General features: G+C 59.8%; 21 protein-coding genes and 2 tRNA genes. 12 read left to right on the top strand and 11 right to left on the bottom strand.

Annotation, left to right across the window (positions count from 1 at the left end; all coding sequences use genetic code 11):
* Positions 1 to 358: 358 nt before the first annotated feature.
* Positions 359 to 422: transfer RNA gene (locus tag Q666_RS59930), tRNA-Lys, on the bottom strand.
* Between the two features lies 1 nt (position 423).
* Positions 424 to 498: transfer RNA gene (locus Q666_RS59925), tRNA-Thr, on the bottom strand.
* A 371-nt stretch (positions 499 to 869) separates the two neighbouring features.
* Between Q666_RS59925 and Q666_RS59920 the strand changes: the two genes are divergently transcribed.
* From Q666_RS59920 to Q666_RS59905, 4 genes are all read left to right on the top strand, one after another.
* Positions 870 to 1,310: a ketosteroid isomerase-related protein gene (locus Q666_RS59920; RefSeq protein WP_022997944.1), complete on the top strand. Its 441-nt coding sequence runs from the start codon at positions 870 to 872 to the stop codon at positions 1,308 to 1,310.
* 257 nt (positions 1,311 to 1,567) lie between these two features.
* A complete protein-coding gene (locus Q666_RS59915) occupies positions 1,568 to 2,170 on the top strand; it encodes a TetR/AcrR family transcriptional regulator (RefSeq protein WP_023014618.1) in 603 nt (200 codons plus the stop codon).
* Positions 2,171 to 2,172: 2 nt separating this feature from the next.
* Positions 2,173 to 3,054, top strand: coding sequence for an SDR family oxidoreductase (locus tag Q666_RS59910; protein WP_035909885.1), 882 nt, complete (start codon positions 2,173 to 2,175; stop codon positions 3,052 to 3,054).
* A complete protein-coding gene (locus Q666_RS59905; RefSeq protein ID WP_022997941.1) occupies positions 3,051 to 3,740 on the top strand; it encodes an SDR family NAD(P)-dependent oxidoreductase in 690 nt (229 codons plus the stop codon). Before Q666_RS59910 ends, Q666_RS59905 begins: the two co-directional genes overlap by 4 nt.
* 57 nt (positions 3,741 to 3,797) lie before the next feature.
* On the opposite strand, the gene metK is transcribed toward Q666_RS59905, so the two are convergent.
* From metK to Q666_RS59890, 3 genes are all read right to left on the bottom strand, one after another.
* Positions 3,798 to 4,985, bottom strand: a complete 1,188-nt coding sequence (metK, locus tag Q666_RS59900) for a methionine adenosyltransferase (protein WP_022997940.1) — start codon at positions 4,983 to 4,985, stop codon at positions 3,798 to 3,800.
* A gap of 85 nt (positions 4,986 to 5,070) precedes the next feature.
* Positions 5,071 to 6,762 (bottom strand): methyltransferase domain-containing protein, encoded by a 1,692-nt coding sequence (locus Q666_RS59895; protein WP_022997939.1) that lies wholly within the window; start codon positions 6,760 to 6,762, stop codon positions 5,071 to 5,073.
* A 477-nt stretch (positions 6,763 to 7,239) separates the two neighbouring features.
* Complete coding sequence (locus Q666_RS59890) at positions 7,240 to 8,031, bottom strand: crotonase/enoyl-CoA hydratase family protein (protein ID WP_022997938.1); 792 nt, start codon at positions 8,029 to 8,031, stop codon at positions 7,240 to 7,242.
* An 86-nt stretch (positions 8,032 to 8,117) separates the two neighbouring features.
* Between Q666_RS59890 and Q666_RS59885 the strand changes: the two genes are divergently transcribed.
* Entirely contained in the window at positions 8,118 to 8,705 is a 588-nt protein-coding gene (locus tag Q666_RS59885) for a TetR/AcrR family transcriptional regulator (protein ID WP_022997937.1), read from the top strand.
* Between the two features lie 90 nt (positions 8,706 to 8,795).
* Here the strand turns inward: Q666_RS59885 and Q666_RS59880 are convergent, their stop codons facing one another.
* Positions 8,796 to 9,521 carry a GntR family transcriptional regulator gene (locus Q666_RS59880; RefSeq protein WP_022997936.1) on the bottom strand — a complete coding sequence of 242 codons (726 nt, stop codon included), beginning with the start codon at positions 9,519 to 9,521 and terminating at the stop codon, positions 8,796 to 8,798.
* Positions 9,522 to 9,653: 132 nt separating this feature from the next.
* Between Q666_RS59880 and dctP (Q666_RS59875) the strand changes: the two genes are divergently transcribed.
* The 6 genes from dctP (Q666_RS59875) to Q666_RS59855 all read left to right on the top strand — a co-directional run bounded on the left by dctP (Q666_RS59875) (position 9,654) and on the right by Q666_RS59855 (position 15,307).
* Entirely contained in the window at positions 9,654 to 10,676 is a 1,023-nt protein-coding gene (gene dctP, locus Q666_RS59875) for a TRAP transporter substrate-binding protein DctP (protein ID WP_022997935.1), read from the top strand.
* A gap of 157 nt (positions 10,677 to 10,833) precedes the next feature.
* Entirely contained in the window at positions 10,834 to 11,355 is a 522-nt protein-coding gene (locus tag Q666_RS59870) for a TRAP transporter small permease (protein ID WP_031268181.1), read from the top strand.
* Positions 11,345 to 12,661 (top strand): TRAP transporter large permease subunit, encoded by a 1,317-nt coding sequence (locus Q666_RS59865; RefSeq protein WP_022997933.1) that lies wholly within the window; start codon positions 11,345 to 11,347, stop codon positions 12,659 to 12,661. The genes Q666_RS59870 and Q666_RS59865 overlap by 11 nt, the downstream gene beginning before the upstream one ends.
* 10 nt (positions 12,662 to 12,671) lie before the next feature.
* Positions 12,672 to 12,836: a hypothetical protein gene (locus Q666_RS66470; RefSeq protein ID WP_022997932.1), complete on the top strand. Its 165-nt coding sequence runs from the start codon at positions 12,672 to 12,674 to the stop codon at positions 12,834 to 12,836.
* 4 nt (positions 12,837 to 12,840) lie between these two features.
* On the top strand, positions 12,841 to 14,574 hold the full coding sequence (gene araD, locus Q666_RS59860) for an L-arabinonate dehydratase (protein WP_031268179.1): 1,734 nt from the start codon (positions 12,841 to 12,843) through the stop codon (positions 14,572 to 14,574).
* A gap of 7 nt (positions 14,575 to 14,581) precedes the next feature.
* Positions 14,582 to 15,307, top strand: coding sequence for a ribonuclease activity regulator RraA (locus Q666_RS59855; protein ID WP_022997930.1), 726 nt, complete (start codon positions 14,582 to 14,584; stop codon positions 15,305 to 15,307).
* A 204-nt stretch (positions 15,308 to 15,511) separates the two neighbouring features.
* Here Q666_RS59855 and Q666_RS59845 read toward each other — a convergent pair whose 3' ends face one another.
* The 5 genes from Q666_RS59845 to Q666_RS59825 form a co-directional block, all read right to left on the bottom strand.
* The gene (locus Q666_RS59845; protein ID WP_022997928.1) at positions 15,512 to 17,404 is read right to left on the bottom strand and encodes a bifunctional sugar phosphate isomerase/epimerase/4-hydroxyphenylpyruvate dioxygenase family protein; all 1,893 of its coding nucleotides are present in this window, start codon (positions 17,402 to 17,404) and stop codon (positions 15,512 to 15,514) included.
* A gap of 17 nt (positions 17,405 to 17,421) precedes the next feature.
* Positions 17,422 to 18,696, bottom strand: a complete 1,275-nt coding sequence (locus Q666_RS59840) for a TRAP transporter large permease (RefSeq protein ID WP_022997927.1) — start codon at positions 18,694 to 18,696, stop codon at positions 17,422 to 17,424.
* A complete protein-coding gene (locus Q666_RS59835) occupies positions 18,693 to 19,226 on the bottom strand; it encodes a TRAP transporter small permease subunit (RefSeq protein ID WP_022997926.1) in 534 nt (177 codons plus the stop codon). Before Q666_RS59835 ends, Q666_RS59840 begins: the two co-directional genes overlap by 4 nt.
* 121 nt (positions 19,227 to 19,347) lie before the next feature.
* On the bottom strand, positions 19,348 to 20,355 hold the full coding sequence (gene dctP / locus Q666_RS59830) for a TRAP transporter substrate-binding protein DctP (protein WP_031268177.1): 1,008 nt from the start codon (positions 20,353 to 20,355) through the stop codon (positions 19,348 to 19,350).
* Between the two features lie 73 nt (positions 20,356 to 20,428).
* Positions 20,429 to 21,337, bottom strand: a complete 909-nt coding sequence (locus Q666_RS59825) for a shikimate dehydrogenase (protein WP_022997923.1) — start codon at positions 21,335 to 21,337, stop codon at positions 20,429 to 20,431.
* A 147-nt stretch (positions 21,338 to 21,484) separates the two neighbouring features.
* On the opposite strand from Q666_RS59825, the gene Q666_RS59820 reads away from it, so the two are divergent.
* Entirely contained in the window at positions 21,485 to 22,150 is a 666-nt protein-coding gene (locus Q666_RS59820) for a TetR/AcrR family transcriptional regulator (RefSeq protein ID WP_022997922.1), read from the top strand.
* Positions 22,151 to 22,281 lie beyond the last annotated feature (131 nt).

Below are 22,281 nucleotides of genomic sequence, written 5' to 3'. Positions count from 1 at the left end.
TGTCCTTTCCGGTGTTGAAGATGGTTGGAGGTTGAGGAAACCGGTCGCTCGTCATGAGACGTCCGGGGTGAAACGATGAGACCCGAAGAGAGCACGAGGTCTCCCGGCGGGCCCTTGGCCAGAGGGCGTAGCAGCGGCAATGCGGGTTCCACCCGTTCGAAAACAGGCGGTTCCGGCAAAGCGGCGGCAGAGCCTTTGCCAAAGGCCGGGCGAAGCGACCTGGCGTCGGCGGTCAGGGCACTTTCACCCGAAGGCAAAAGGGCCAGTCCGCGTTCGCAAGACCTCTCCGGGTCCCCAATGGAACAGCTTGCATAGCTGCTGGCGTGACAAGCCAGTTCGGCGTTGGGGGCCGTGTTTTTGGAGCGAGAGTTGAACTCGCGACAGTCGGATTAAACGTCCGATGCTCTACCACTGAGCTATCCATGGAGCACATCACAGGAGTCGAACCTGTTGCTTCCGGGGTACACTCCCGGCGTTCAACCGTTAAACTTCATGCGCGATTGTCCGATCCACCAGAACAGCATCCGTACATGAGTGGGCAGGGCCTGATCATGCGGGTGGCGAAAAATGGCCGAACCGTTGATGTCTGTGCCAGTATGATGACCGGTGACGAGTTGATACTTCGAGAGCGGGTGCCAATGCAACCGGCAATTTCAAGAGAAGCGATGATTGTTGCTAATGTGATACAGTATGTTGTATTTTTATCACTTTTGCCCAGAGTGACGGCTGTCGCCCTGGGCGGGGACTTTGGTTGGTTTGAAGCGGTTTCGGTGAAGAACCGTAAACCGCAATCTCCTCGACCTCTTGCGCCGGGAAGACGGCGAAGGCAAACTCCCGGCCAGATTGTGTTTCCGCCCCTGCGAGGACCTATGGCCAACAAACAGTCCCGGTTTCTGATCGACACCTATTTTGCCGCCTTCAATGCAGGCGATACCAAGAAAATGGAAAGCCTGGTTGCCGACGACCTGATCCATGACGTCAACCAGGGCGAACGCCGTGTTGGCAAGGACAAGTTCTGGTCCTTCAACGTTCACATGACGCGCTGCTACAAGGAACGCCTCAGCGACATCGTGCTGTTCGTCAGTGAAGACGGGACACGGGCTGCTGCCGAGTTCATCGTCCATGGCAGCTATATCGGCACCGACAGCGGATTGCCGCCCGCGAACGGCCAGACCTACAAGCTGCCGGCGGGCAGCTTTTTCGAGATCCGCAATGGTCAAATCGCCCGCATCACCACCTATTACAACCTTCAGGACTGGATCGACCAGGTGACGGAAGGTGCGGGTGAAAAAGTGCCGGAAGAGGCCTGAACCAAAACCCTGCTTCTGCGCGAGTAGAGCCGGACAGGCAAAATTCATTTGATCAATCAGCTCTCCGTGCTCATCCGCGGGGAGCTTTTTTGTTTCTGAGAAGGGCGATCCCCTCGTTGATTGTTGCACACACGCAACCGTGAAGTTCGTTTTATTGACGATAATAATTAGACCGGTCTATTTCTAATTCAACGAACACCGCTGACAAGGCGCTGCATCGGCCGGATTAGCGGTGTCAGAAGTCGAAAGGAAACCCCTTGGCCAGAATACGCAACGAAGCTGCCTACGAGAGCGCGAAAACCCGTCTTCTGGATGTCGGTATGACGCTTATCCGGGAAAACAGCTTCGACGGGATCGGGATCAATGACGTGTTACGGGAAAGTGGTGTGCCGAAGGGGTCTTTCTACCACTACTTCGACACCAAGGAAGACTTCGGTCTCGAAGTGGCGCGTCACTACCACCGGGATCAGCTCGCTTTTGCAAAGGCCTGCCTTTCGGACCGCAAACGCTCGCCGGTGGAACGTCTGGAAGCATTTTTCTCCGGTGCCCGGGAAGGGATGAAGGACCGTGGCTACGCCCAGGGATGCCTGATGTGCAACCTGTCGACGGAGCTGGCTGACCAGAAACCGGTCTTTCAGGCGGAACTGGACCGTCATTGGCAGGCACTGACCGGTGAACTGGAAATCTGCCTGCGGGAGACGGATCTCTCCCGGATCGGACTGTCTCATCTCTCCCCGGCACAGGCTGCCGACTGGTTGATGAATTCGTGGAGCGGCGCGCTGACGAGAATGAAGGCAAGCCGCAGCGACGAACCCCTGGCGCTGTTCATGCGCACAATCTTCAAGAAAGAAGGGAAATGAAAATGACCACCCAAAAGACAATCCTGATTACCGGTGCAAGCCGGGGTATCGGGTTTCTGACCGCCCAGAAACTCGTGCAGGAAGGCCATATCGTTTATGCAGGCATGCGGGATCTGGACGGCAGAAACGCGGAAGCGGCCAAGGCGCTCAAGCTTTTTGCCGAAGGTCTTCCGGGCAAGCTTGTTCCGGTCGACCTGGATGTTGCTGACGAGAAAGGTGTCGAACGGACCGTCGCGGCGATCGAGGCAGAGCAGCCGATCGACGTTCTGGTCAATAACGCAGGCGTCATGCCAGTTGGCCTGACGGAAGGCTTCACCATGGAGCAGGCAAAGGATCTGTTCGACGTCAATGTTTATGGTGTCATGCATCTGACGCGGGCGGTGCTTCCCGCGATGCGGGCGCGGAAGTCCGGTCTCGTGATCAGTCTCAGTTCGGTTGCAGGCCGGTTCGGCATGCCATTCTTCGGCCTTTACTGCGCCAGCAAGTGGGCGATGGAAGCTTACTGCGAGTCGCTGCATTACGAGCTGGAGCCGTTCGGGGTCGAGTCCGTGCTGGTTGAGCCGAGTGGCCATGGCACTGACCTGGTGACCTCCGCCCCGGCTCCGGGGGATGCGGTGCGGGTTGGGCAATATGGCGATTATTCCAAGGGGCGCGACAGGTTGCTTGGCATGTTCCAGGGCATGTTCGATCAGGGTGAAGCCATCACCGATGCGGGTAACGTCGCAACCAAGATCCTTGAGCTGATCGCAATGGATGGATCGCGGCCGATCCGCACCCAGGTCGGGCAGGATATGGGTGTCACCGCCATCAACGAGGCAACCGCACCGATCCAGGCGCAGCTGGTGAGCGGATTGAAGCCGGTCTATCTGGGAGTCGCATCGTGAGCGGCAATGCCCTGATCGTCGGTGCCGGGCCGGGCCTCAGCGCGTCTCTGGCACGGACGTTCGCCAAGGAAGGCTACAGGGTGTCACTGGCTGCCAGATCTCCTGGAAAGCTGGAAGGGCTTTGCGCTGAAACCGGAGCAAAAGCCCATGCCTGCAATGCTGCCGACGCGGCCAGTGTGGCGCGTCTGTTCCAGGACCTGGACGATGCGGGGACAACGCCGGACCTTGTCGTCTACAACGCCAGTGGCCGCGTCCGCGGACCGGTTGCCGAACTCAATCTTGAGGATGTGCATGCCGCACTGGATGTGACCGCCTTCGGTGCGCTGGCCGTCGCACATGAAGCGGCAAAGCGGATGGTGCCAAAGGGGAAGGGCGTGATGCTGTTCACCGGTGCCTCCGCCGGCATCAAGGGCTTCCCGCAATCAGCGCCCTTTGCCATGGGCAAGTTCGCCTTGCGTGGCTTGTGCCAGTCACTTGCCCGGGAATTGTCGCCGCAAAACATCCACGTGGTTCATTTCGTCATCGACGGGGTGATCTACAATCCGGATCGTGGCGCGCCTTATGACGACCCGAACAAGACCCTTCATCCAGATGCAATCGCACGGACGTATCTGGAGATCTCGCGTCAGGACAAAAGCGCCTGGACATCCGAGTTGGAACTGCGGCCGAGTGTCGAGAAATTCTGATCCGGTAAACCGAAAGCCCCGGCGCGGCGGATGCCGTGCCGGGGCTTCGCTGTTTTCTTACTCTGCCGCATCCGCACGAGCGCCGAAGTGCCGTGCAAGTTCGTCGGCAAGATCGGTTCTCTCCCAGCCGAAACCGCCGTCTTCTTCCGGTGCGCGGCCGAAGTGGCCGTAAGCAGCAGTGCGCGCGTAGATCGGCTTCGAAAGTCCGAGACGCTCGCGAATCCCCCGCGGTGTCAGACGCACCATTTCGCGCAAGGTCTTGCCGAGAGCGACTTCATCCACCTTGCCGGTTCCCTGTGTGTCGACATAAACGGCGACCGGCTCCGGCATGCCAATGGCATAGGCGAGCTGGATCAGGCATTTGTCGGCAAGGCCGGCGGCGACCACGTTCTTGGCGAGATAGCGCGAGGCATAGGCAGCCGACCGGTCGACCTTGGTCGGGTCCTTGCCGGAAAAGGCGCCGCCACCATGGGGAGCTGCACCGCCGTAGGTGTCGACGATGATCTTGCGACCCGTGAGGCCGGCATCGCCATCAGGTCCGCCAATCACGAAGCGGCCAGTCGGGTTGATATAGATCCGGTTGTCGGGAACGGTCCAGCCGACGGGCAAGGCATGCAGGATGAACGGCAACACCGCTTCGCGCACTTCTTCCTGGCTGACATTTTCGCCGTGCTGAGTGGAAACGACCACGGCATCGATGCCGGTCGGACGGCCGTTTTCATAGCGAAGCGTCACCTGGCTCTTGGAGTCCGGGCCAAGGCGCGGTTCGCGCCCGGATTTCCGGGCTTCGGCCATGGTGCGCAAGATCTTGTGCGACAACAGGATCGGCGCAGGCATCAGCTCCTCGGTCTCGTTGCAGGCATAGCCGAACATGATGCCCTGGTCGCCGGCCCCTTCCTCGCCCTTGTCGCCTTCATCGACACCCATGGCGATGTCGGCCGACTGACGGTGCAGGCGGTTGACCACTTCCAGCGTCTGCCAGTGGAAACCTTCCTGTTCATAGCCGATGTCGCAGACGGCTTCACGCACCAGGCTCTCGACCGTATCGAGGACCTGGTCGGGGCCACGAACTTCCCCCGCGATGGTGACGTGATTGGTGGTGGTCAGCGTTTCGCAGGCAACGCGGGCGTCAGGGTCCTGTTCCAGGAAAGCGTCCAGAATGGTGTCGGATATCCGGTCGCAGACCTTGTCCGGGTGTCCCTCGGAAACGGATTCACTGGTGAATAGCCAGGATCTTTGCGTCATTGCGCGCTCCTTGTCGTTTTGGAAAGGATAGTCCTGCCCGGGGCGGTGTATGGCGCCCGGGCAGGGAGATCGGGAAGGAAGGGGATCAGACAGGCTTGCGGAACAGCTGGATGCCCCAGGCCAGCTGGCCGGCGTCCGCGGCATCGACCCAGTTCATGAGCCCAAGCGCCATCTTGTCGAGATAGTCGGCGGAAGCGCCTTCGTTGCGCAGCTTGTCGTAGTTGGCGAGAAGCTCCTCGCGTACCCGGAAATAGTGATTGCGCAACTGCTGCGTCATGTCCCGCTGTTCGACGGTTTCAAAGCCCAGTGCTTCTGCCGTCTCGCGGTAGAAGCGCATCGACCCGAGGCTGTTGAGCTGCAGGCGGTCATAAACCGGCTGGAGAGCTTTCGGGTCGGCATCATCGGCCTGCATCGGGTCAGTGAAGATGAAATAGCCGCCCGGCTTCAGCACCCGGTGGACTTCCTGCAGCACCTTGTGGCGCTGATCGGAGTGCAGGATCGCATCCTGGCTCCAGACAATGTCGAAGCTTTCCGGCTGTTCCGGAATATCCTCGAAGACGCCGTGCTCGACGCGGATCCTGTCCTTGAAACCCTGCTGGATGTTGCGGTGCCGGTTGGTGTCGTTCTGGACATCGGAAATGTTCAGGCAGACCGCGCTGCAGCCACTGGCCTTGACCAGCTTGCGCATCGCGCCGCCATAACCGGAGCCGATGTCGAGAACCTTGGCATCCGCACCCAGGTTGGGCAGCATGCCGGCCATCTCGTCGATGGTGAGGTCCGACGCTTCGCGAATGTTGCTGGTGTCGTCGTAAAGGCCGATGTGAAGGTCCTGGCCGCCCCAGACAAGGCTGTAGAACGTGTCGGCGTCGTCACTGTCGTAGTAGCTTTCGGCAACTTCGCGGATATCCGTTTTGCCGTCTTCAGGGCGCGCGCCACCCCAGCGAACCAGGTGCAGGCTGGATTTTTCGGCAATGTGAATGAAGAAATCCGGATCGTTTTCCGCAAAGGTCTCCTGGAAGTCACCATAGGTGCGGACCCGCTCGAAGCCTGCCTCCGACAGGAGACGGCGCATGTAGTTCTTGCGGATGGGGCACATGTTCAGCGTGTACTCGGCCCCATCGGGAAAGCTGTATTTGAAGCGGGCGAGGCCTTCGTCCATATGCACCGGTTCGGCCTTCACCTTCTTTCCGGCATAATAGTATTTGTGCTTGTTGGAATAGCCCTGATCCAGCATCGCATCGTAGTTGCGCTGATCGATGATCAGGATGCCGTCGTGTTTGAGCGCGGCATAGAATTCGGCAAGCGCCCGGCGGCGGTCCAGTTCGTCGTGCAAGTGAGTGAAGGAATTGCCGAGGCAGATGATGGCGTCGTATTTGCCCTGAATGTCCCGGTTCAGCCAACGCCAATCAGCCTGTACCGTCTTCAGGATCATGCCGCGTTTCTGTCCGTTCTGGAACGCCTTTGCCAGCATGGCAGCGGAGCCGTCGGCCGAAGTCACGTTAAAGCCTGCGCGGGTCAGCCGCACGGAGTGGAAGCCGGTTCCGGTTGCGACATCGAGCACGGTTTCCTTGCCGCGGGCGCGCAGCACGTCCATGAAGAACTGTCCCTCGCTGTCGGCGCGCGCGTCCCAGTCGATCAACTCGTCCCACTTTTCCACGAACGACATGATGTATTCGCCGCGGTAGAGATCCGTTTCCCGGTCTGCGATCGGATCCCGGCCATAAGCCTGCTCGTCCAGTTGCAATTCGGCATTGGCGGACAGCTGTTGAGCCTGCATGGATAGCGTCTCCTTTTTAAGGCGCGCGATGCCGCACGGAACAGGCCGCAGCGTGCACGCGCTCATGCACCGCCCGGAGGTCGGGCAGCGAGCGTCGGAATGGTTCTGTTGCAAGCCCGGCGGGAGGTGCATAGGTGCACTGGGCGGAATTTAGCCGACCCTTTGCGCGAAGGGTCGAGTGCCGGACTTTTCAGGAAGGCGCACAAGGCAGCGAATGGGTGCTGCAGGTGCGGAAGATGGGCTGTTGGAAGCCCTGTACATCCGCTAGTGAAGCGGTGTGCGCCTTTCACTCATTGGGTGCCGGGACCTTAACAAACACCGGTTTCATTACAACAGCCGGTCTCGGAAAAATCGGGAATGAACCGAAAAGTGCTGGTTAAGCCTTTGTAATCAAATAAATCTTTTTTTGTAAAACTTTTCTGACACATTCGTGGGCAGCACACTCCAGGCGTGCTGCCCACTGTTTTTCGGCTGCCTTCATGCGCCCTGATAGTCCGGCATGCGCCGCTCGATCCATCCGGTGAGGCCCTCGTGAACGTCCCGCGTGGCTGCCATGCGTGCAAACTGCTCCTGTTCGATCCGCAGGCCTTCGGAAATGGTCGTGTTGAGCCCGCGCGTGACGGCAGTCAGGATCCTGGAAGCAGCCAGCGGCGAGTGACGAAGGATGCGCTCTGCGAGGGCAAAGGCCGCCTCCAGTTCGCTGCCGTCGGTGACGACCTGGTTGACCAGTCCGAGCTCATGAGCTCTGTGCGCGGAAAAGCTGTCACCGGTGAGAAGCAGTTCCAGGGCCCGTTTGCGGCCTGCAAGGCGCGGCAGACGCTGCGTGCCGCCGAAGGTCGGCGGGATGCCGATATTGATCTCCGGTTTGGCAAAGAGTGCGCTTTCGCAGGCGACGGCAAGATGAACCGCTTCGGTGATCTCGCAACCGCCGCCGTAGGCCAGACCATTGACAGCGGCGATGACCGGCTTGGGAAAGTTTTCCAGGCGCGCAGTCATGCGCTGGCCCCGCTGGCAAAATTCGCGTACCGCGACGTCTATGCCCTCCGCGATGGTGCGCGAAAACTCGTGAATGTCTCCACCTGCCGAAAAGGCGCTCCTGCCTGCGCCGGTGATGACGACAGCACGAATGCCGTCGTCCGCTTCCAGTTCGTTCAGATGTGCCAGGATGAGGTCGTTCGTAGCGTAGTTGAGCGCGTTCAGCTTCTCGGGCCTGTTGAGGGTAAGCAGCGCAATGGGGCCGTGGCGGTCCAGAAGAACAGGGGCAGTCATGGGCTTTGTCCTTGGTTGAAAGTCGATAGAAGGACGCTAGCGACGGCGCGCATTGAAGTATATTCACTGGTGAGTATACTTGATTGATGATCAAACCTGCCGAAACAGCCAGAGAGCGGATCCTGACCGCTGCCAACAAGCTCTTCTATGCGGAGGGAATCCGTGCCGTCAGTCTCGACACGATCGCGGAGAAGGCCGGTATCACCAAGAAGACGGTTTATTACCATTTCAAGAGCAAGGACGACCTGATCGAAGCTTATCTGGCGTCACGAGATCAGCCCAACCTCAATCAGTTCCGGAAGTGGTTTAGGGAGGCCGAAGGTGATCTGCCGGACAAGGTGGAGGCAATCTTCCGCCAGATAGCGCTTTCTGCAAGGCACCCGAAATGGAAAGGCTGCGGTTTCCTGCGAACGGCGGCGGAACTTGCCAATATGCCCGGACATCCGGCGATGAAGGTTGGTGCCGGTCACAAGAAGAAATTCGAGGCGTGGATGGCGGAAGAATTCGAGGCTGCAGGTGTCGGCGGAGCGTCGCACCTGGCCCGTCATATCGTGCTGCTTCTGGATGGCGCGTTTTCAACCATCCTGGTTCACCGCGATCCTGCTTATGCGGAAGCTGCAGGAGAGGCGGCGCGGGCACTGGTAGCATCGGCGGTGCTCAATCAGGCAGGCTGACGATCAGTTCCGTCCCATGAAAGCCTGGCTCCGCCAGTCTTGCTGGGGCACTGGGCTTTCACTCGATCTCTTGCCTTACTGAGCCTCGGCCTAGAAGAACGCAGGATTGCGGGCGACGATCTGATCGACCTGCTGCAACGTGCCTGACAGATGTTCGCGGACAGCGGTTTCCGTGGCCGTTTCGTCACTTGCCTCGATACCAGCCAGGATGAGCCCGTGATATCGCAGGATGCTGGCGGGTTTACCGGGGTCAGGTAGGTTAAGATTGCGCAACCGGTCGATATGGCCGGAGCGCGACGCTACGAGCTGACACAGGCTGGCAAGTCCGACCGCCTTGAACAGCGACAGGTGAAAGCGTTTGTCGAAGGTGGCAAAGAGGCCAAGATCGCCCTCGGCATGTGCCGTTTCCTGAAGCTTGAGGATCTGACGGGCAGGGGCGATGGAGGATTTGTCTTCCTGTCTGGCCAGGGTGCGTGTCACCTCCAGTTCCAGCGACAGGCGCAGAAACTGGGTTTCGCGGGCATGGTCGACGTCGATCTTGGAGACTTCGGTCTTGGATTGCGGGTAGATGGTCAGCAACCCTTCTTCTTCCAGCTTCATCATCGCATCGCGCACAGGGGTCTGGCTGACACCGTAGTGGGTAGCCAGATCCGTCCGCGACAGGCTGAGCCCGGGCTTGAGGTCCAGCGAGATGATCCGCGCGCGCAGCGATTCCTGGATCTGCTGGCTGACGGAGATCCGCCGGATCCTTTCACCGCTGCCGGCGTCTGCCGCCTTGTTCGGGTCGTCCAGCAACCGAGCCAGTTCAACCGTCATCGCTGATCCTCTCATTCAAACGCACGATTCTTCTCGGGAGAAGATAGAACAGACTTGCAAGAAATGCACTAATATATTAATGCATCAGATAGCGGGAGGAGGAGCTCCCCGCGCAATCGAGTGGAGGACACCATGAAATTCACCGCCGCTGCCCTGGCAGCTTCGGTCTCCGTCATCGCAACAATGGCGCAGGCAGAGACCTTCAGCATTCAGACCTCTTTCAATGCAGGGGACTTTTCGACCCAGTATCTGACGGAAACCTGGCTTCCGAAAATCAAGGAAATGACCGACGGCCGGGTCGAGATCCAGCTGACGCCGAACGGATCCGTGGTGCCGGCACGAGAAACGCCTGATGCTGTTGCGGCCGGCGTTTTGGATGGCGACTTCACCTCCGTGAACTACTTTGCAGGCCGCGAGCCGGCCTACGCCATCATGGGCGACCTCATCTCCGGTTACGACACGCCGCAGCAGATGATCGGTTTCTGCAAAGATGGCGGCGGCGAAGCCGTGATGCAGAAGGCAGCCGATGCCGTGACCGGCGGAGAAGTGCAGGTGGTTGCCTGCGGGCCTTATTCTCGCGAAGCACTGCCGGCCCGCGTGCCGATCCGCACGTTCGAAGATCTGGAAGGCAAGAAGATCCGCTCTCCGGAAGGGCTTGCCGCCGCGGTCTTCCAGGCTGCCGGTGCGTCGCCGGTATCCATTCCTTTCTCCGAAGTCTATGGCGCTCTGGAAAAGGGCATTGTCGATGCAGCAGACGCCTCGGCCTACGTCAACAACGACGCGACCGGTCTGCATGACGTTGCCCCTTACCCGCTTTATCCCGGCATTCACTCCATGCCGTCGATGCAGTTCACCATCAACAAGGCGAAGTGGGATGCTTTGAGCCCGGAAGACCAGAAAGCCCTGCGCGACTGGTGGTACGAAGCCATGTTCGCAATGGCGGCTGAAGTCGACAAGAAGGACCAGGAGCTGGCCGCACGGGATGGGGCTGGCGAGAAGATCGAAGTGATCAACTGGGCCCAGGAAGATCGCGACCAACTGCGCGAGATCGCCCGGAAGGAATGGGAGAACTACGCCCAGAAGTCGGACCTTGCCAAGGAAGCGCTTGACGCGAACCTCTCCTACATGACCGAAATCGGTCTCTTCAAAAACTAGCACCCGGCCAGTGACGCGTGCCCTTGCTTTCCACCTTGCAAGGTGAGGGCACGCAGCTTTCTTGCCAAAGCTCCTGCGCGCGCACAGTCTCGATGACCTGGCCTTGTGCTCGGCCGGATTCACCTGTCCGCTTCAGGTCTGCATTCAGGGAGAGATGATGAAACGCCTATTTGCGCGTTATGCCGATGTCATGGACAGTGTCAGTGTGTTCATCGGTCATGGCTGTTCCGTTCTGTTTTTCGCCTGTATCGCGGTTTCCGCGCTCGAGGTGGTGATGCGGTACGGGTTCGACAGCCCGACTGTCTGGTCGACGGAACTTGCCATGACGCTCTGTGCTTCGGCCTGGGTGCTTGCCGTTGGTTATGTCACCCAGCGGCACCGCCATATTTCCATCACCATGATCGAAACGCTGGTCAGTCCACGGGTCTGGCGCGTAATGCGCCTGTTGCAGATGGTGATCGCGGCTGGCGCGGTGATTGTCCTGACCATGGCCCTGTGGGATCCGATGCTGAAAGTTCTGAAGCGCACCGAGCACTCGGGAACCGCGCTGAACTCGATCCAGCCGACCTATCTCAAGATCCTGCTTGTCGCTGGTTGCGTTCTCTACATCCTCCAGCTTGCCGCCAACATCATTCGCTGGTGCCAGCGCACCGAAGGGGAGATCGCCGGTGGGCATTGAACTCATTACCCTTCTGATCGTCGTCGCGCTGCTGGCGCTGATGGCGCTGGGCGTTCCGCTTGGCATCACCACACTGACCGTGTCCCTGGCAACGGCGATCCTCTATTTCGGCGAACGTGCCGGTTTCTTCATCGTTGCTGCCAATGTCGGCGAGGTTCTGCACAAGTACGAGCTGATCGCCGTTCCTTTCTTTGTCTTCATGGCCAACGTCCTCGAGCGATCGGGGATCGCACAGTCACTGTTCGACAGCATGGCGATCCTGGGCGGGCGCTTCCGCGGTTCGGTCGCGGTGCAGACCTGTGTCGTCGCGGTGGTGCTGGCGGCAATGTCCGGCATCATGGGCGGCGAGATCGTCATGCTCGGCCTGATCGCGCTGCCGCAGATGCTGCGGCTCGGGTATGACCGCAAGCTGTCCATCGGCATCATCTGCGCTGCCGGCGCCTTGGCAACGCTGATCCCGCCCTCGGTCGTTCTGATCGTCTACGGTCTTGCGGCCCAGGTTTCGATCACCAAGCTCTTCGCCGCCTCCGCCGTGCCGGGGCTGATCCTCGCCAGCCTGTTCATCATCTACATTCTGATCCGTGTGCGCTTCAATCCGGCACTGGCACCGATCTACGACATTCCCGAAACCGGTTTGCCGCTGTTCCAGCGCGTCAAGTTCCTGAAAGGGGTTGTTCTGCCAGGGCTTCTGATCGGTGCCGTGCTCGGCGTCATTTATTCCGGTATCGCCACCGTCACGGAGGCCGCAGCTGTCGGAGCCGTGGGTGCTCTCGTGGTTGCTGCCGTCCGCAATGAGCTTTCGTGGAAGATGGCACGTGACGCCATGCGCCAGACGGTGCTGACGGTTGGGTCCATCATCTGGCTGGTGCTGGGGGCCGTCTCGCTGATCGGCATCTACAACCGGATCGGCGGCGGCGAATTCCTGCGCGGCCTGCTGACATCCCTTGATATCGCACCGATCCTGGTCATCGTCGTCATGATGCTGATCGTCATGGTGCTCGGCACGTTCCTGGAATGGATCGCGATCATCTTCATCACCGTACCGATCTTTGCACCGGTGGTGGTGGATCTCGGCTTTGATCCGGTCTGGTTCGGGGTGCTCTTTGCCATGAACATCCAGATCTACTACCTGTCGCCACCTTTCGGGCCAGCCTGTTTCTTCCTGAAATCCGTGGCGCCAAAAGATATCCAGCTGCAGGAAATCTTCGCCGCCGTGCTGCCGTTCATCGCCCTGCAAGCTGTCGGCCTGTTCCTGGTGCTGTTCTTCCCCGATCTGGCCCTGTGGCTGCCGAACCTGCTGGATTGAGGAGGTTGAGATGAAAATCACCGACAAGGATCTCACCCGCCAGGATGAGGATATCGCACTGGGAGAATTCGCGGACGAAGAACGCCGCGACGACCGGTTCGGCAACTGGCCGGAGGTTGCCGGCCTCGTCTTCACCCTCATCGTCATCTGGCTGACCTTTGCCTTCACCGGATAAAATCATGACGCACAAAGCCCCAAAAGACTTACGATCCGCGCGCTGGTTCGCTCCTGACGATCTGCGCAGCTTCGGTCATCGCTCGCGGATGATGCAGCTCGGCTACTCGGAAGAGGACTTCCGTGACAAGCCGGTCATTGGCGTGCTCAACACCTGGTCGGAGTTGAACACCTGCCATTCCCACTTCAAGGAGCGGGTGCAGGACGTGAAGCGCGGCGTCTTCCAGGCGGGAGGCTTTCCCGTCGAGATGCCGTCGCTCTCGGTCGACGAAAGCTTCACCAAGCCAACCTCGATGCTCTACCGCAACATGCTGGCCATGGAGACGGAGGAGATGATCCGTTCTCACCCGCTGGACGGCGTGGTGCTGATGGGAGGCTGTGACAAAACCACACCCGGTCTTGTCATGGGGGCGATCTCGGCAGGCGTTCCGATGGTCTATCTGCCAGCAGGCCCGATGTTGCGCGGCAACTACGCCGGCAAGATCCTGGGGTCGGGGTCCGATGCCTGGAAATACTGGGACGAGCGCCGGGCCGGCAACATTTCCGACGATGAATGGCTCGGGATCCAGGGTGGTATCGCCCGCTCGGCCGGAACCTGCATGACAATGGGGACGGCTTCGACCATGACGGCCATTGCCGACGCAATGGGGCTGACCCTTCCGGGAGCATCTTCCATTCCGGCGGTTGATGCGGGCCATCAACGCATGGGAGCCGATTGCGGCCGGCGCATCGTTGAGATGGTCTGGGAAGACCTGACACCGGACCGGATCATCACGGATGCCGCCTGCCGGAACGCCGCTGTCGTGGCGATGGCCACCGGCTGTTCCACCAATGCGGTCGTCCACCTTATCGCGATGGCGCGCCGGGCAGGTGTTGAGCTGTCGCTCGACGATCTGGACGCCCTTGGCCGGGTGACACCGCTGATCGCCAATGTGCGACCTTCCGGCAGGGACTACCTGATGGAGGATTTCTTCTATGCGGGCGGTCTGCGCGCGCTGATGAAACAGATCGAGGACCGGCTGGATCTTTCCGCGCTCACCATCACCGGCAAGACGCTCGGTGAAAACCTGGAAGGCGCGGTCGTCTATAACGACGATGTCATCCGACCTCTCTCCAACCCTGTGTACGAGGAAGGTTCGCTCGCCGTTCTGCGCGGGAACCTCTGCCCTGACGGGGCCGTGATCAAACCGGCGGCCTGCGATCCGAAGTTCCATTTCCACGAAGGGCCGGCCCTTGTCTTCGACAGCTACCCTGAAATGAAGGCGGCCATCGATGACGAGACCCTGGAGGTCACGCCGGACCACGTCCTGGTGCTCCGCAATGCCGGGCCTCAGGGCGGGCCGGGTTTTCCCGAATGGGGCATGCTGCCGATCCCCAAGGCGCTGATCAAGCAGGGCCATCGCGACATGCTGAGGATCTCCGATGCGCGCATGTCCGGCACCTCCTATGGTGCCTGCGTGCTGCATGTCGCGCCGGAAAGCTACGTCGGCGGACCGCTGGCGCTGCTGAAGACCGGTGACATCGTCCGGCTGGATCTCGCCAACCGCCGCCTCGACATGCTGGTGGAGGAGGTGGAACTGGAGGCCCGCAGAGCCGCCTGGCAGGCCCCCGTGCCACGGTTTGAGCGCGGCTACGGTTATCTCTTCCAGCGACACGTCACCCAGGCCGACAAGGGCTGCGACTTCGACTTCCTGCAATCCGACTTCGGCCGCACCGCCGGCGAACCCGATATCTACTGAGGACATCATGAGCGACTACACACTTTCCGACGACACCCGCGCGAAACTGAAAAAGGTCTCGACGGCCTCCGTCGCGACGGCGCTCTACAAGCGCGGCTTGCGCAACCAGTTCATTCAGGGTGTGGTGCCGGTAGCTCCGAAAGACGAAAACATGGTCGGTCAGGCTTTCACGCTGCGCTACATCCCGGCTCGGGAAGACCGCAATCCGATCACGGTTTTTCACAATCCGGACCATCCGCAGCGGGTTGCGATGGAAACCTGCCCGCCGGGCCACGTTCTGGTGATGGATGCGCGCAAGGATGCGCGCGCGGCAACGGCCGGTTCCATCCTGATCACCCGGCTGGCGCTACGCGGCGCGGCCGGTGTTGTCTCCGACGGTGGTTTCCGGGACGCGGAAGGTATCGGCGCACTCGACATGCCTGCCTATTACGCCAAGCCGTCAGCTCCGACCAACCTGACCCTGCATGAGGCGCTGGACATCAACGTGCCGATATCCTGCGGCGATGCTCCGGTCTTTCCCGGGGACGTTCTGGTCGGCGACAAGGATGGCGTCATGGTGATCCCTGCACATCTGGCCGACGAGCTTGCGGACGAATGCACCGGCATGGAGAGCTTTGAGGATTTCGTGCTGGAAGAAGTGAAAGCCGGAACGCCGATCATCGGTCTCTATCCGCCAACGAAGGAAGAGAACGTGCAGAAGTACGAAGCATGGCGGCGGAAAACCGGGCGGTAGGGGGGCGTATACTCTAACCAACCCAAAACCTCATCCTGAGGAGCCGCAATGCGGCGTCTCGAAGGATGGGCGGCACACTCCGAGCGAGCAGCCCATCCTTCGAGACAGCGCTGAAGCGCTTCCTCAGGATGAGGTTGCGTGTGTGGGGCTGCGGAGTCCGATTGAACATAACCCCAATCAGCCCCGCGTTCTTTGCGGGCAAGCCTACCTTGCCGGCATGCCTTTCGCGCGGAAAAAGCGTTTCTGGGCGGCGATGCGGAACTGGGCGTTGGCGGCGCCATAGCCCTTGTAGCCGCCGCGGCGTTCGACAATCTCGAAGAAGAAGCCTTCGCCGTAGGTCGGGCTGTACAGCTGGAAATATTCGCCGTTCTCGTCTCGGTCATAGAGAATGCCCGAGTTTTTCAGGTCGTTGAGGAAGTCTTCTTCCAGCCCGAAACGGGCATCCAGATCGTCGTAGTAGTTCGGCGATATCACCAGCGGGGTGAAACCGTTGGCTTGCAGTGCCTTCACTGTCTTGAAGATGTCGGCGGTTTCGAAGGCAATATGCTGCACACCCGATCCGAAACCTTCCGAGATGAAATGCCCGGCAAGGGTCCTTCGGTTCTCCGCCCCGTTGAGCGTGATCCGCAGGCTGCCGTCATCATTTTCGATGGCCTGGCTGCGGACGAGGCCTGCCGGGTCGATGACATCCACCATGGCAGTCTTCTCCGTGTCGAAGATCGACCGGTAAAACAGAAGCCAGGTGAGCATCTCGTCATAGTTCATTGTCTCGGCGAGGTGGTCGATGCGGAGCAGGCCGGCATCACCTGTCGCCCCGTCCTGATCAACCGGTTCGAACTCGATTTCCCACACCCGTGACAGATCCTTGCTGTCGTCGACGAAATGAATGACGCTGCCGCCAAGAGCGCGGATCGCAGGGATCTTCAATTCGCCCGGCCCGACTGGCTGTTCGAAGGTTTTGGCCCCCAGGGTCTCGGCACGGGCAACAGTTGCCGAAGCGTCTGCAACCTTAAGGCCGATGTCACAGACATTGGTGCCATGCGAGATGTAGGACGCATGGGCGAAGCCGCGCGGGTCGGTGTTGATGACGATGTTGATGCCGCCTTGCCGCCAGAGTTCGACCTCCTTGGAGACGTGCTTGCCGGCCTTGTGGAAGCCGAGCGTCGTCAGCATGGCCGACAGGTCGTTTGCTTCCTTGCGGTCGGCGGCAAATTCAACGAACTCGATACCAGCAACCGGTACCCTGTCGGGCATTTCGGGAACGGGGATCCGGATGCCGGGTTCGGTTCGCCGGACCTGGTCCATCAGGTAGAGCAGGGAGCGGTAGCCGTCGACCGCAATGGATTTCGGCGAACCGCCACGGAACTGGTCGTTGAAGATCTCCAGCGAAAGCACGCTGTCATAACCTGTTGCCGCAACGGCCCGCATGAAACCGGTCACGTCCAGATCACCTTCGCCTGGCATGTTGCGGAAATGGCGGCTCCAGTAGAGCAGGTCCATGTTGAAGTTCGGCGCGTCGGCCAGCTGGACGAAGAAGATCTTGTCGCCGGGAATGGCCCGGATCGAATCTGGGTCTATCTTGCGCGACAGGGTGTGGAAGGAATCCAGGATCAGGCCCACGTTGGGGTGGTCGGCTCTGCGCACGATTTCCCAGGCATCGCGGTGATCGTTGACGAAACGGCCCCAGGCGAGGGCCTCATAGCCGATGCGGATACCGCTCCTGGCGGCAAGGTCACCCAGCTCTGCAAGATCATCGGCGGCACGATCGATGCCACCAAGCGCGATGGGAGATACGTTGGAGCAGATCAGCACAAGATCCGCGCCCATTTCCTGCATGAGGTCGAACTTGCGTTCGGCGCGGGCGAAGGTTCGGCTGCGCTGTGGCTCGGGCATGCCTTCAAAGTCGCGGAAAGGCTGAAACAGCGAGATCTCCAGGCCATGGTCGCGGACCATCTGGCCGACGTCCTTCGGACTGCGGTCAAACGCCAGGAAGTCGTTTTCGAAGATCTCGACGCCATCGAAGCCTGCAGCCGCAATTGCGCTGAGCTTTTCGGCTAGGTCGCCTGCGATGGAGACTGTGGCGATGGCGGTTTTCATGGGGACCTTCCGTGGGTTCAGTAGCCCATTATGCGGGGCAGCCAGATGACCGTTTCCGGTACAAATGTGAGGAGCAGCAGCACCAGCACTTCAACGAAGAAGAATGGCAGTATGGCCATGGTCAGCCGGGCCATGCCGACCTGGGCGATGCCTTCGGCGACGAACAGACAAAGGCCGAGTGGCGGGGTGATCAGGCCGATCATCAGATTGAAGATGACAAGGATGCCGAAGTGGACCGGGTCCACGCCCATGCCGACCGCAATCGGATGCAAGATGGGCACCAGCACCAGCATGGCGGCGATGCCTTCCAGAAACAGTCCGACGAACAGGAACAGGAGAATGGTGGCAATCAGGAACGTGGTCTTGCTGTCCACATTCAACAGCACCCAGTCGGTCAGCATGTTCGGAACGCGGTTGTAGGTCAGCAGCCAGTTGGCGGCAGAGACCGCAGCAATGATGATCAGGATGACCGCGCTGTCGCGCATGGCTTCGGAGAAAAGTCGTGGCAGGGAAGACAGCTTGATGTTTCGATAGACGAAGATGCCGAGGAAAAGCGCATAGGCGACAGCGAAACTTGCCGCCTCTGTCGGTGTGACGACGCCGAGCAGGATGGAGCCGACCACGAACACCGGCATCAGCAATGGCAGTATCCCGCCGAGAATGGCCTTGCTGGCCGGTTCCGCGGTCAGCCCTATTGCCTGATCGCCGTGATCGACCTTCACGGTCAGCATTACGAAGACGGAGAGGAAAATCGCCAGCAGAATGCCGGGAATGATGCCGGCAAGGAACAGAGCCGGCACCGAAACGCCGGAGACGATCAGCGCGTAGATGATCACCGGGATGGATGGCGGGATGATGGGCCCGATCACGGATGAGGCCGCCGTCAATGCTGCCGCGAAGGGGCGGGAATAGCCGTGTTTTTCCATCTCGGGAATGAAGACCCGGCCGATGGCGGATGTGTCGGCAACCGCGGACCCGGAAAGACCGGCAAAGATCACCGATGCCCAGATGTTGACGAGCGTCAGACCGGCGCGCAGCCGGCCGACCAGAACATTGGCAAAGGCAATGATGCGGCCGGTGATGCCGCTTTCGTTCATGACTTCGCCTGCCAGCACGAACAGCGGAATGGCAAGCAGGGGGAAGGAGTTCATGCCTTTGAACATTTCCGTTGCGACCACGCGCAGGGAATAGGGCGCTTCGCCATAGCCCATGAACACCAGCAAGGCTGCAATGATGGCAAGAGCAATTGGAACACCAGTGGCGAGCCCGATGAGAAGGATTGCGTAGATCATGCCTGCACCGCCTTGATGGCCGAGATGCGTTCAAAGAACTTGAGAGCGGCCGCCACGGCCAGCAATGCGCCGCCGATGGCGATCGCATACTGCCAGGTGCCGACCTTGGCGACCCAGACCAGCGAGTCGATGCCTGTGGTTTCCGCAAGCCAGTTGCCGGCTGATTTCAGGCCCGAAGCGTCAAGGTTGCCTCGGCGAACGGCGAAGGCATGCCCGGAGAAGGCGAGGGCAACACCGGTTGCGAAACTGACCAGGTCGACGGCCGCGAAGAGTTTTTCACGAACGGAGACAGAGAGAAAATCGGTCAGCACCGTGAAGCGGATATGCCTGTCCTGCAGATAGGCAAGCGCGAGACCGAACATGACACCGTAGATGGTCAGATAGATAGGCAGTTCCTCGCCCCAGGATACCGACTGACCGACCGTGTAGCGGCGGAGCGAATTGACGAAGATGATGGCGAAGACGAGGGCCATCGACAGGCCGGCTCCAAGCGCAAAGAGGCGCCGGGCAAATTCATTGACCGTTTTCATGTTCCAGGTCCTGCTTGTTCAGCTTTTGGCTATTCAACTGACTTTGATTGAACAGCCAAAAGCTGATCTTTTCCAACATTCCAGAACCCCGGGCGGCAAACCGCCCGGGGCCTTGACCGGATTACTGGCTCGCAGCAGCAACGGATTCCTGCAGGCGGTCGATCCAGACCGCATCTTCACCGAGTTCGCCGCGCAGATATTCAACAACCGCCGGCTGTGCCTTTTCGGCAAAGGCTGCGATTTCGTCAGCGGTCGGAGAATAGACCTGCATGCCTTCTGCCTGAACCTTGTTGACGCCTTCAGCCGTGCTCCACTGCTGGATGGAACGGCCCATGTTGCCGGCAATGCGCGCCGCACGGGCAACCACGGCCTGCTGGGCCGGAGTGAGCGACTGGTAGAACTCGTCGGAGATCAGGATGAAGTCGGCGGCGTAGACGTGGCCGTCGAGGGTCATGTATTTCTGCAGCTTGTGCAGGCCGTTGTTGTAGATCACGCCGACCGGGTTTTCCTGGCCGTCAACGACACCGGTGGAAAGCGCGTTTGGCAGTTCGGTCCAGGCGATCGGGGTCGGCTCGCCGCCGAGGCCTTTCACCATTTCCACGTAAAGCGGGATCGGCTGCACACGGAACTTCAGGCCTTCCATGTCCGCAGGCGTCCGGATTTCGCGAGTGCCGTTGGTGAAGTTCCGGAAGCCGGTTTCGCCATAAGCCAGCGTGCGCAGGCCGGTCTGTGCAAGGCAGTGTTCGGCAAGTGCATCACCGAAGTCACCATCCAGCACGTCCCAGGCAATGGTTGCCGAAGAGAAGGTGTAGGGAATGTCCAGAACGGACGCGGCCGGGCAAGCCTTGGACATGGCGCCGGACACCAACACGACCTGGGTCAGGTTGTCCTGGGCCTGGGCGACCAGCTCGTCTTCGTTGCCCAGCGCACCGGCCGGAAACAGTTCCACCGTCAGATCGGTTTCGCCTTCAACGATGTTCTTGAAGATATGAGCGGCAGCACCTTTCTTGGAGGCGGTCCATTCGTCCGGGTCGACATGGGCCAGACGGATAGTCTGAGCCTGGGCCGCGGCGGCGAGGCCGACTGTGAGAAGGGCAGTAGCTGCCAGGGATGAGAATTTGAAACGCATGACTTCCTCCCGTTTGCGTAACATTTTCAAAATGACCATTTCCGCTTTCGTGATGATGCGAAACCGGAAGGGGTTAAGCGTCCGCGGTCTCCCGCGGCATTTCGTCGAAGGCGTCGAACGTCGCCTTCATTCGGACCGGATCGGCACGCCGACCGGTAAAGAGTTCAAAGGCCCGTACAGCCTGGAACACCGCCATGCCTGACCCGGGGAGCACCCGGCAGCCGAGCCTTCTCGCGCCAGCCAGGAGTTCCGTTTCGAGCGGGAAATAGACGATGTCCGCAACCCACATGTCGGGCTTGAGCAGCGCGAGCGGGAACGGTGTTCCTGGTGTCTTGGCCATGCCGACCGGGCTTGCGTTGACGATGCCGGACAGGTTGGCGCAGCTTGCAGCATCAACGGTCGTGACCGGTTCCACGGTCAGTCCCTGACGATTTGAGCGGACCTGCCGGGCAAGTTGCTCCACGCGCACGGTGTCGACGTCGAAGATCTTCAGGTGCTGGACACCGCAATCCGCCAGCGCGTGGGCAACTGCAACGCCGGCTCCACCAGCGCCGATGAGAAGCACCGTCTTCAGGGACACGCCGATCATGTTCTGGCGAAAACTCTCGGCAAATCCCCACAGGTCGGTGTTGTGGCCAATGCGCTTTCCATCCCGGAACACGATGGTGTTGACCGAGCCGACAGCCGCCGCGTTGGGCGATAGCTGGTCCAGCAGCGGGATCACTTCCATCTTGAACGGGTAGGTCACGTTGAGACCGTTGAAACCAGTCACTTCGGCCGCGTGCACAATAGCTTTCAGGTTCTGTTCGTTCTCGGGAAGCGTATCGACATCGATAATGCGATAGACGCCGCGCAGACTCTGTGCTGCTGCTTCGGCCATGTGCATTTCCGGCGTCCTGGAACGGGCAATACCCCTTCCGATCAGGCCGGCCAGTACGATGTTGCTTGCTGCTTCCACCCAGGTTCCTCCCAGAAACCTCATTTGGCAGCCCCGTTTTCGGGGTCTGTATGGCTGGAGATCGCATCTCCTGATTTTCAAAATGTACTAACCAGTTAATTCAGTCAAGGGAAATGTACTGTCCGGTTAATTTGGGCTGGTAACCCGGTCCGGGCTGGTTTAGAAAAAGGCATGTCGATCAATGAGTCTGAGCTGCCGGAAAAAAATTCTTCACGGGGTCGCTGGAAGCAGGACCCGGAGGGAGTGCGTGCGAATATCCTGGCCGTCGCCCTGGAGGAATTCTCCGCGAACGGTCTTTCCGGTGCCCGCATGGATGAAATCGCGGCCAAGACGCGCTCATCCAAGCGCATGATCTATTATTATTTCGGCGACAAGGAGAGCCTCTACCTCAAGGCTCTGGAAGCGGCCTACAAGAAGGTGCGCAAAGGCGAAGAACAGCTGGAGCTGAACCATTTGCCGCCAAGGGATGCACTGTCGAGGCTTGTGGCCTTCACTTTCGATCATCATCGCGAAAGCCCTGCGTTCATCCGTCTGGTCATGATCGAAAACATTCATCATGGCCGCTATCTCGAGCAGTCGGACGAGATCAAAAGCCTGAACGAAGCGGCGATTTCCCAAATTGCCGGCATTTATGCAAAAGGGGTGGCCGAAGGCGTCTTCCGCGATGGCCTGACGCCTTTGAGGATCCATTGGCTGATCTCGGCCATGAGCTTTTTCAACGTCTCCAATGCGACGACCTTCTCCATGCTGTTCGGTCCGGAATTGCAGTCGGCATCCGGTCAGGTTTCCCTCAAGGGCGATGTCTGCGAAACGGTAATGCGTTTCGTCGCTGCCTGATGTTCGAGCGCCAGCAAGGCTCTTCTTCTGTACCCACCTTCTAGTTTCCTCCCCCGATCCGGAGGCTGCTCAGCCTGTGGCGGCAATTGACAGCGCTAAAGAAACTATATAACTAGAAATATAGTTATATT

Source organism: Labrenzia sp. C1B70, from assembly GCF_000475395.1.
Lineage (GTDB): Bacteria > Pseudomonadota > Alphaproteobacteria > Rhizobiales > Stappiaceae > Roseibium > Roseibium algicola.
This window is presented reverse-complemented; position numbering and strand designations above follow the sequence as displayed.

Coding starts and splice junctions, on each gene's coding strand:
- Q666_RS59840 (WP_022997927.1), bottom strand. CDS start 18,696: ATGATCTACGCAATCCTTCTCATCGGGCTCGCCACTGGTGTTCCAATT.
- Q666_RS59880 (WP_022997936.1), bottom strand. CDS start 9,521: ATGACGGTTGAACTGGCTCGGTTGCTGGACGACCCGAACAAGGCGGCA.
- Q666_RS59895 (WP_022997939.1), bottom strand. CDS start 6,762: ATGCAGGCTCAACAGCTGTCCGCCAATGCCGAATTGCAACTGGACGAG.
- dctP (WP_031268177.1), bottom strand. CDS start 20,355: ATGCGTTTCAAATTCTCATCCCTGGCAGCTACTGCCCTTCTCACAGTC.
- Q666_RS59890 (WP_022997938.1), bottom strand. CDS start 8,031: ATGACTGCCCCTGTTCTTCTGGACCGCCACGGCCCCATTGCGCTGCTT.
- Q666_RS59855 (WP_022997930.1), top strand. CDS start 14,582: ATGAGCGACTACACACTTTCCGACGACACCCGCGCGAAACTGAAAAAG.
- Q666_RS59820 (WP_022997922.1), top strand. CDS start 21,485: ATGTCGATCAATGAGTCTGAGCTGCCGGAAAAAAATTCTTCACGGGGT.
- dctP (WP_022997935.1), top strand. CDS start 9,654: ATGAAATTCACCGCCGCTGCCCTGGCAGCTTCGGTCTCCGTCATCGCA.
- Q666_RS59910 (WP_035909885.1), top strand. CDS start 2,173: ATGACCACCCAAAAGACAATCCTGATTACCGGTGCAAGCCGGGGTATC.
- Q666_RS59920 (WP_022997944.1), top strand. CDS start 870: ATGGCCAACAAACAGTCCCGGTTTCTGATCGACACCTATTTTGCCGCC.
- Q666_RS59835 (WP_022997926.1), bottom strand. CDS start 19,226: ATGAAAACGGTCAATGAATTTGCCCGGCGCCTCTTTGCGCTTGGAGCC.
- Q666_RS66470 (WP_022997932.1), top strand. CDS start 12,672: ATGAAAATCACCGACAAGGATCTCACCCGCCAGGATGAGGATATCGCA.
- Q666_RS59885 (WP_022997937.1), top strand. CDS start 8,118: ATGATCAAACCTGCCGAAACAGCCAGAGAGCGGATCCTGACCGCTGCC.
- Q666_RS59870 (WP_031268181.1), top strand. CDS start 10,834: ATGAAACGCCTATTTGCGCGTTATGCCGATGTCATGGACAGTGTCAGT.
- Q666_RS59825 (WP_022997923.1), bottom strand. CDS start 21,337: ATGAGGTTTCTGGGAGGAACCTGGGTGGAAGCAGCAAGCAACATCGTA.
- araD (WP_031268179.1), top strand. CDS start 12,841: ATGACGCACAAAGCCCCAAAAGACTTACGATCCGCGCGCTGGTTCGCT.
- Q666_RS59845 (WP_022997928.1), bottom strand. CDS start 17,404: ATGAAAACCGCCATCGCCACAGTCTCCATCGCAGGCGACCTAGCCGAA.
- metK (WP_022997940.1), bottom strand. CDS start 4,985: ATGACGCAAAGATCCTGGCTATTCACCAGTGAATCCGTTTCCGAGGGA.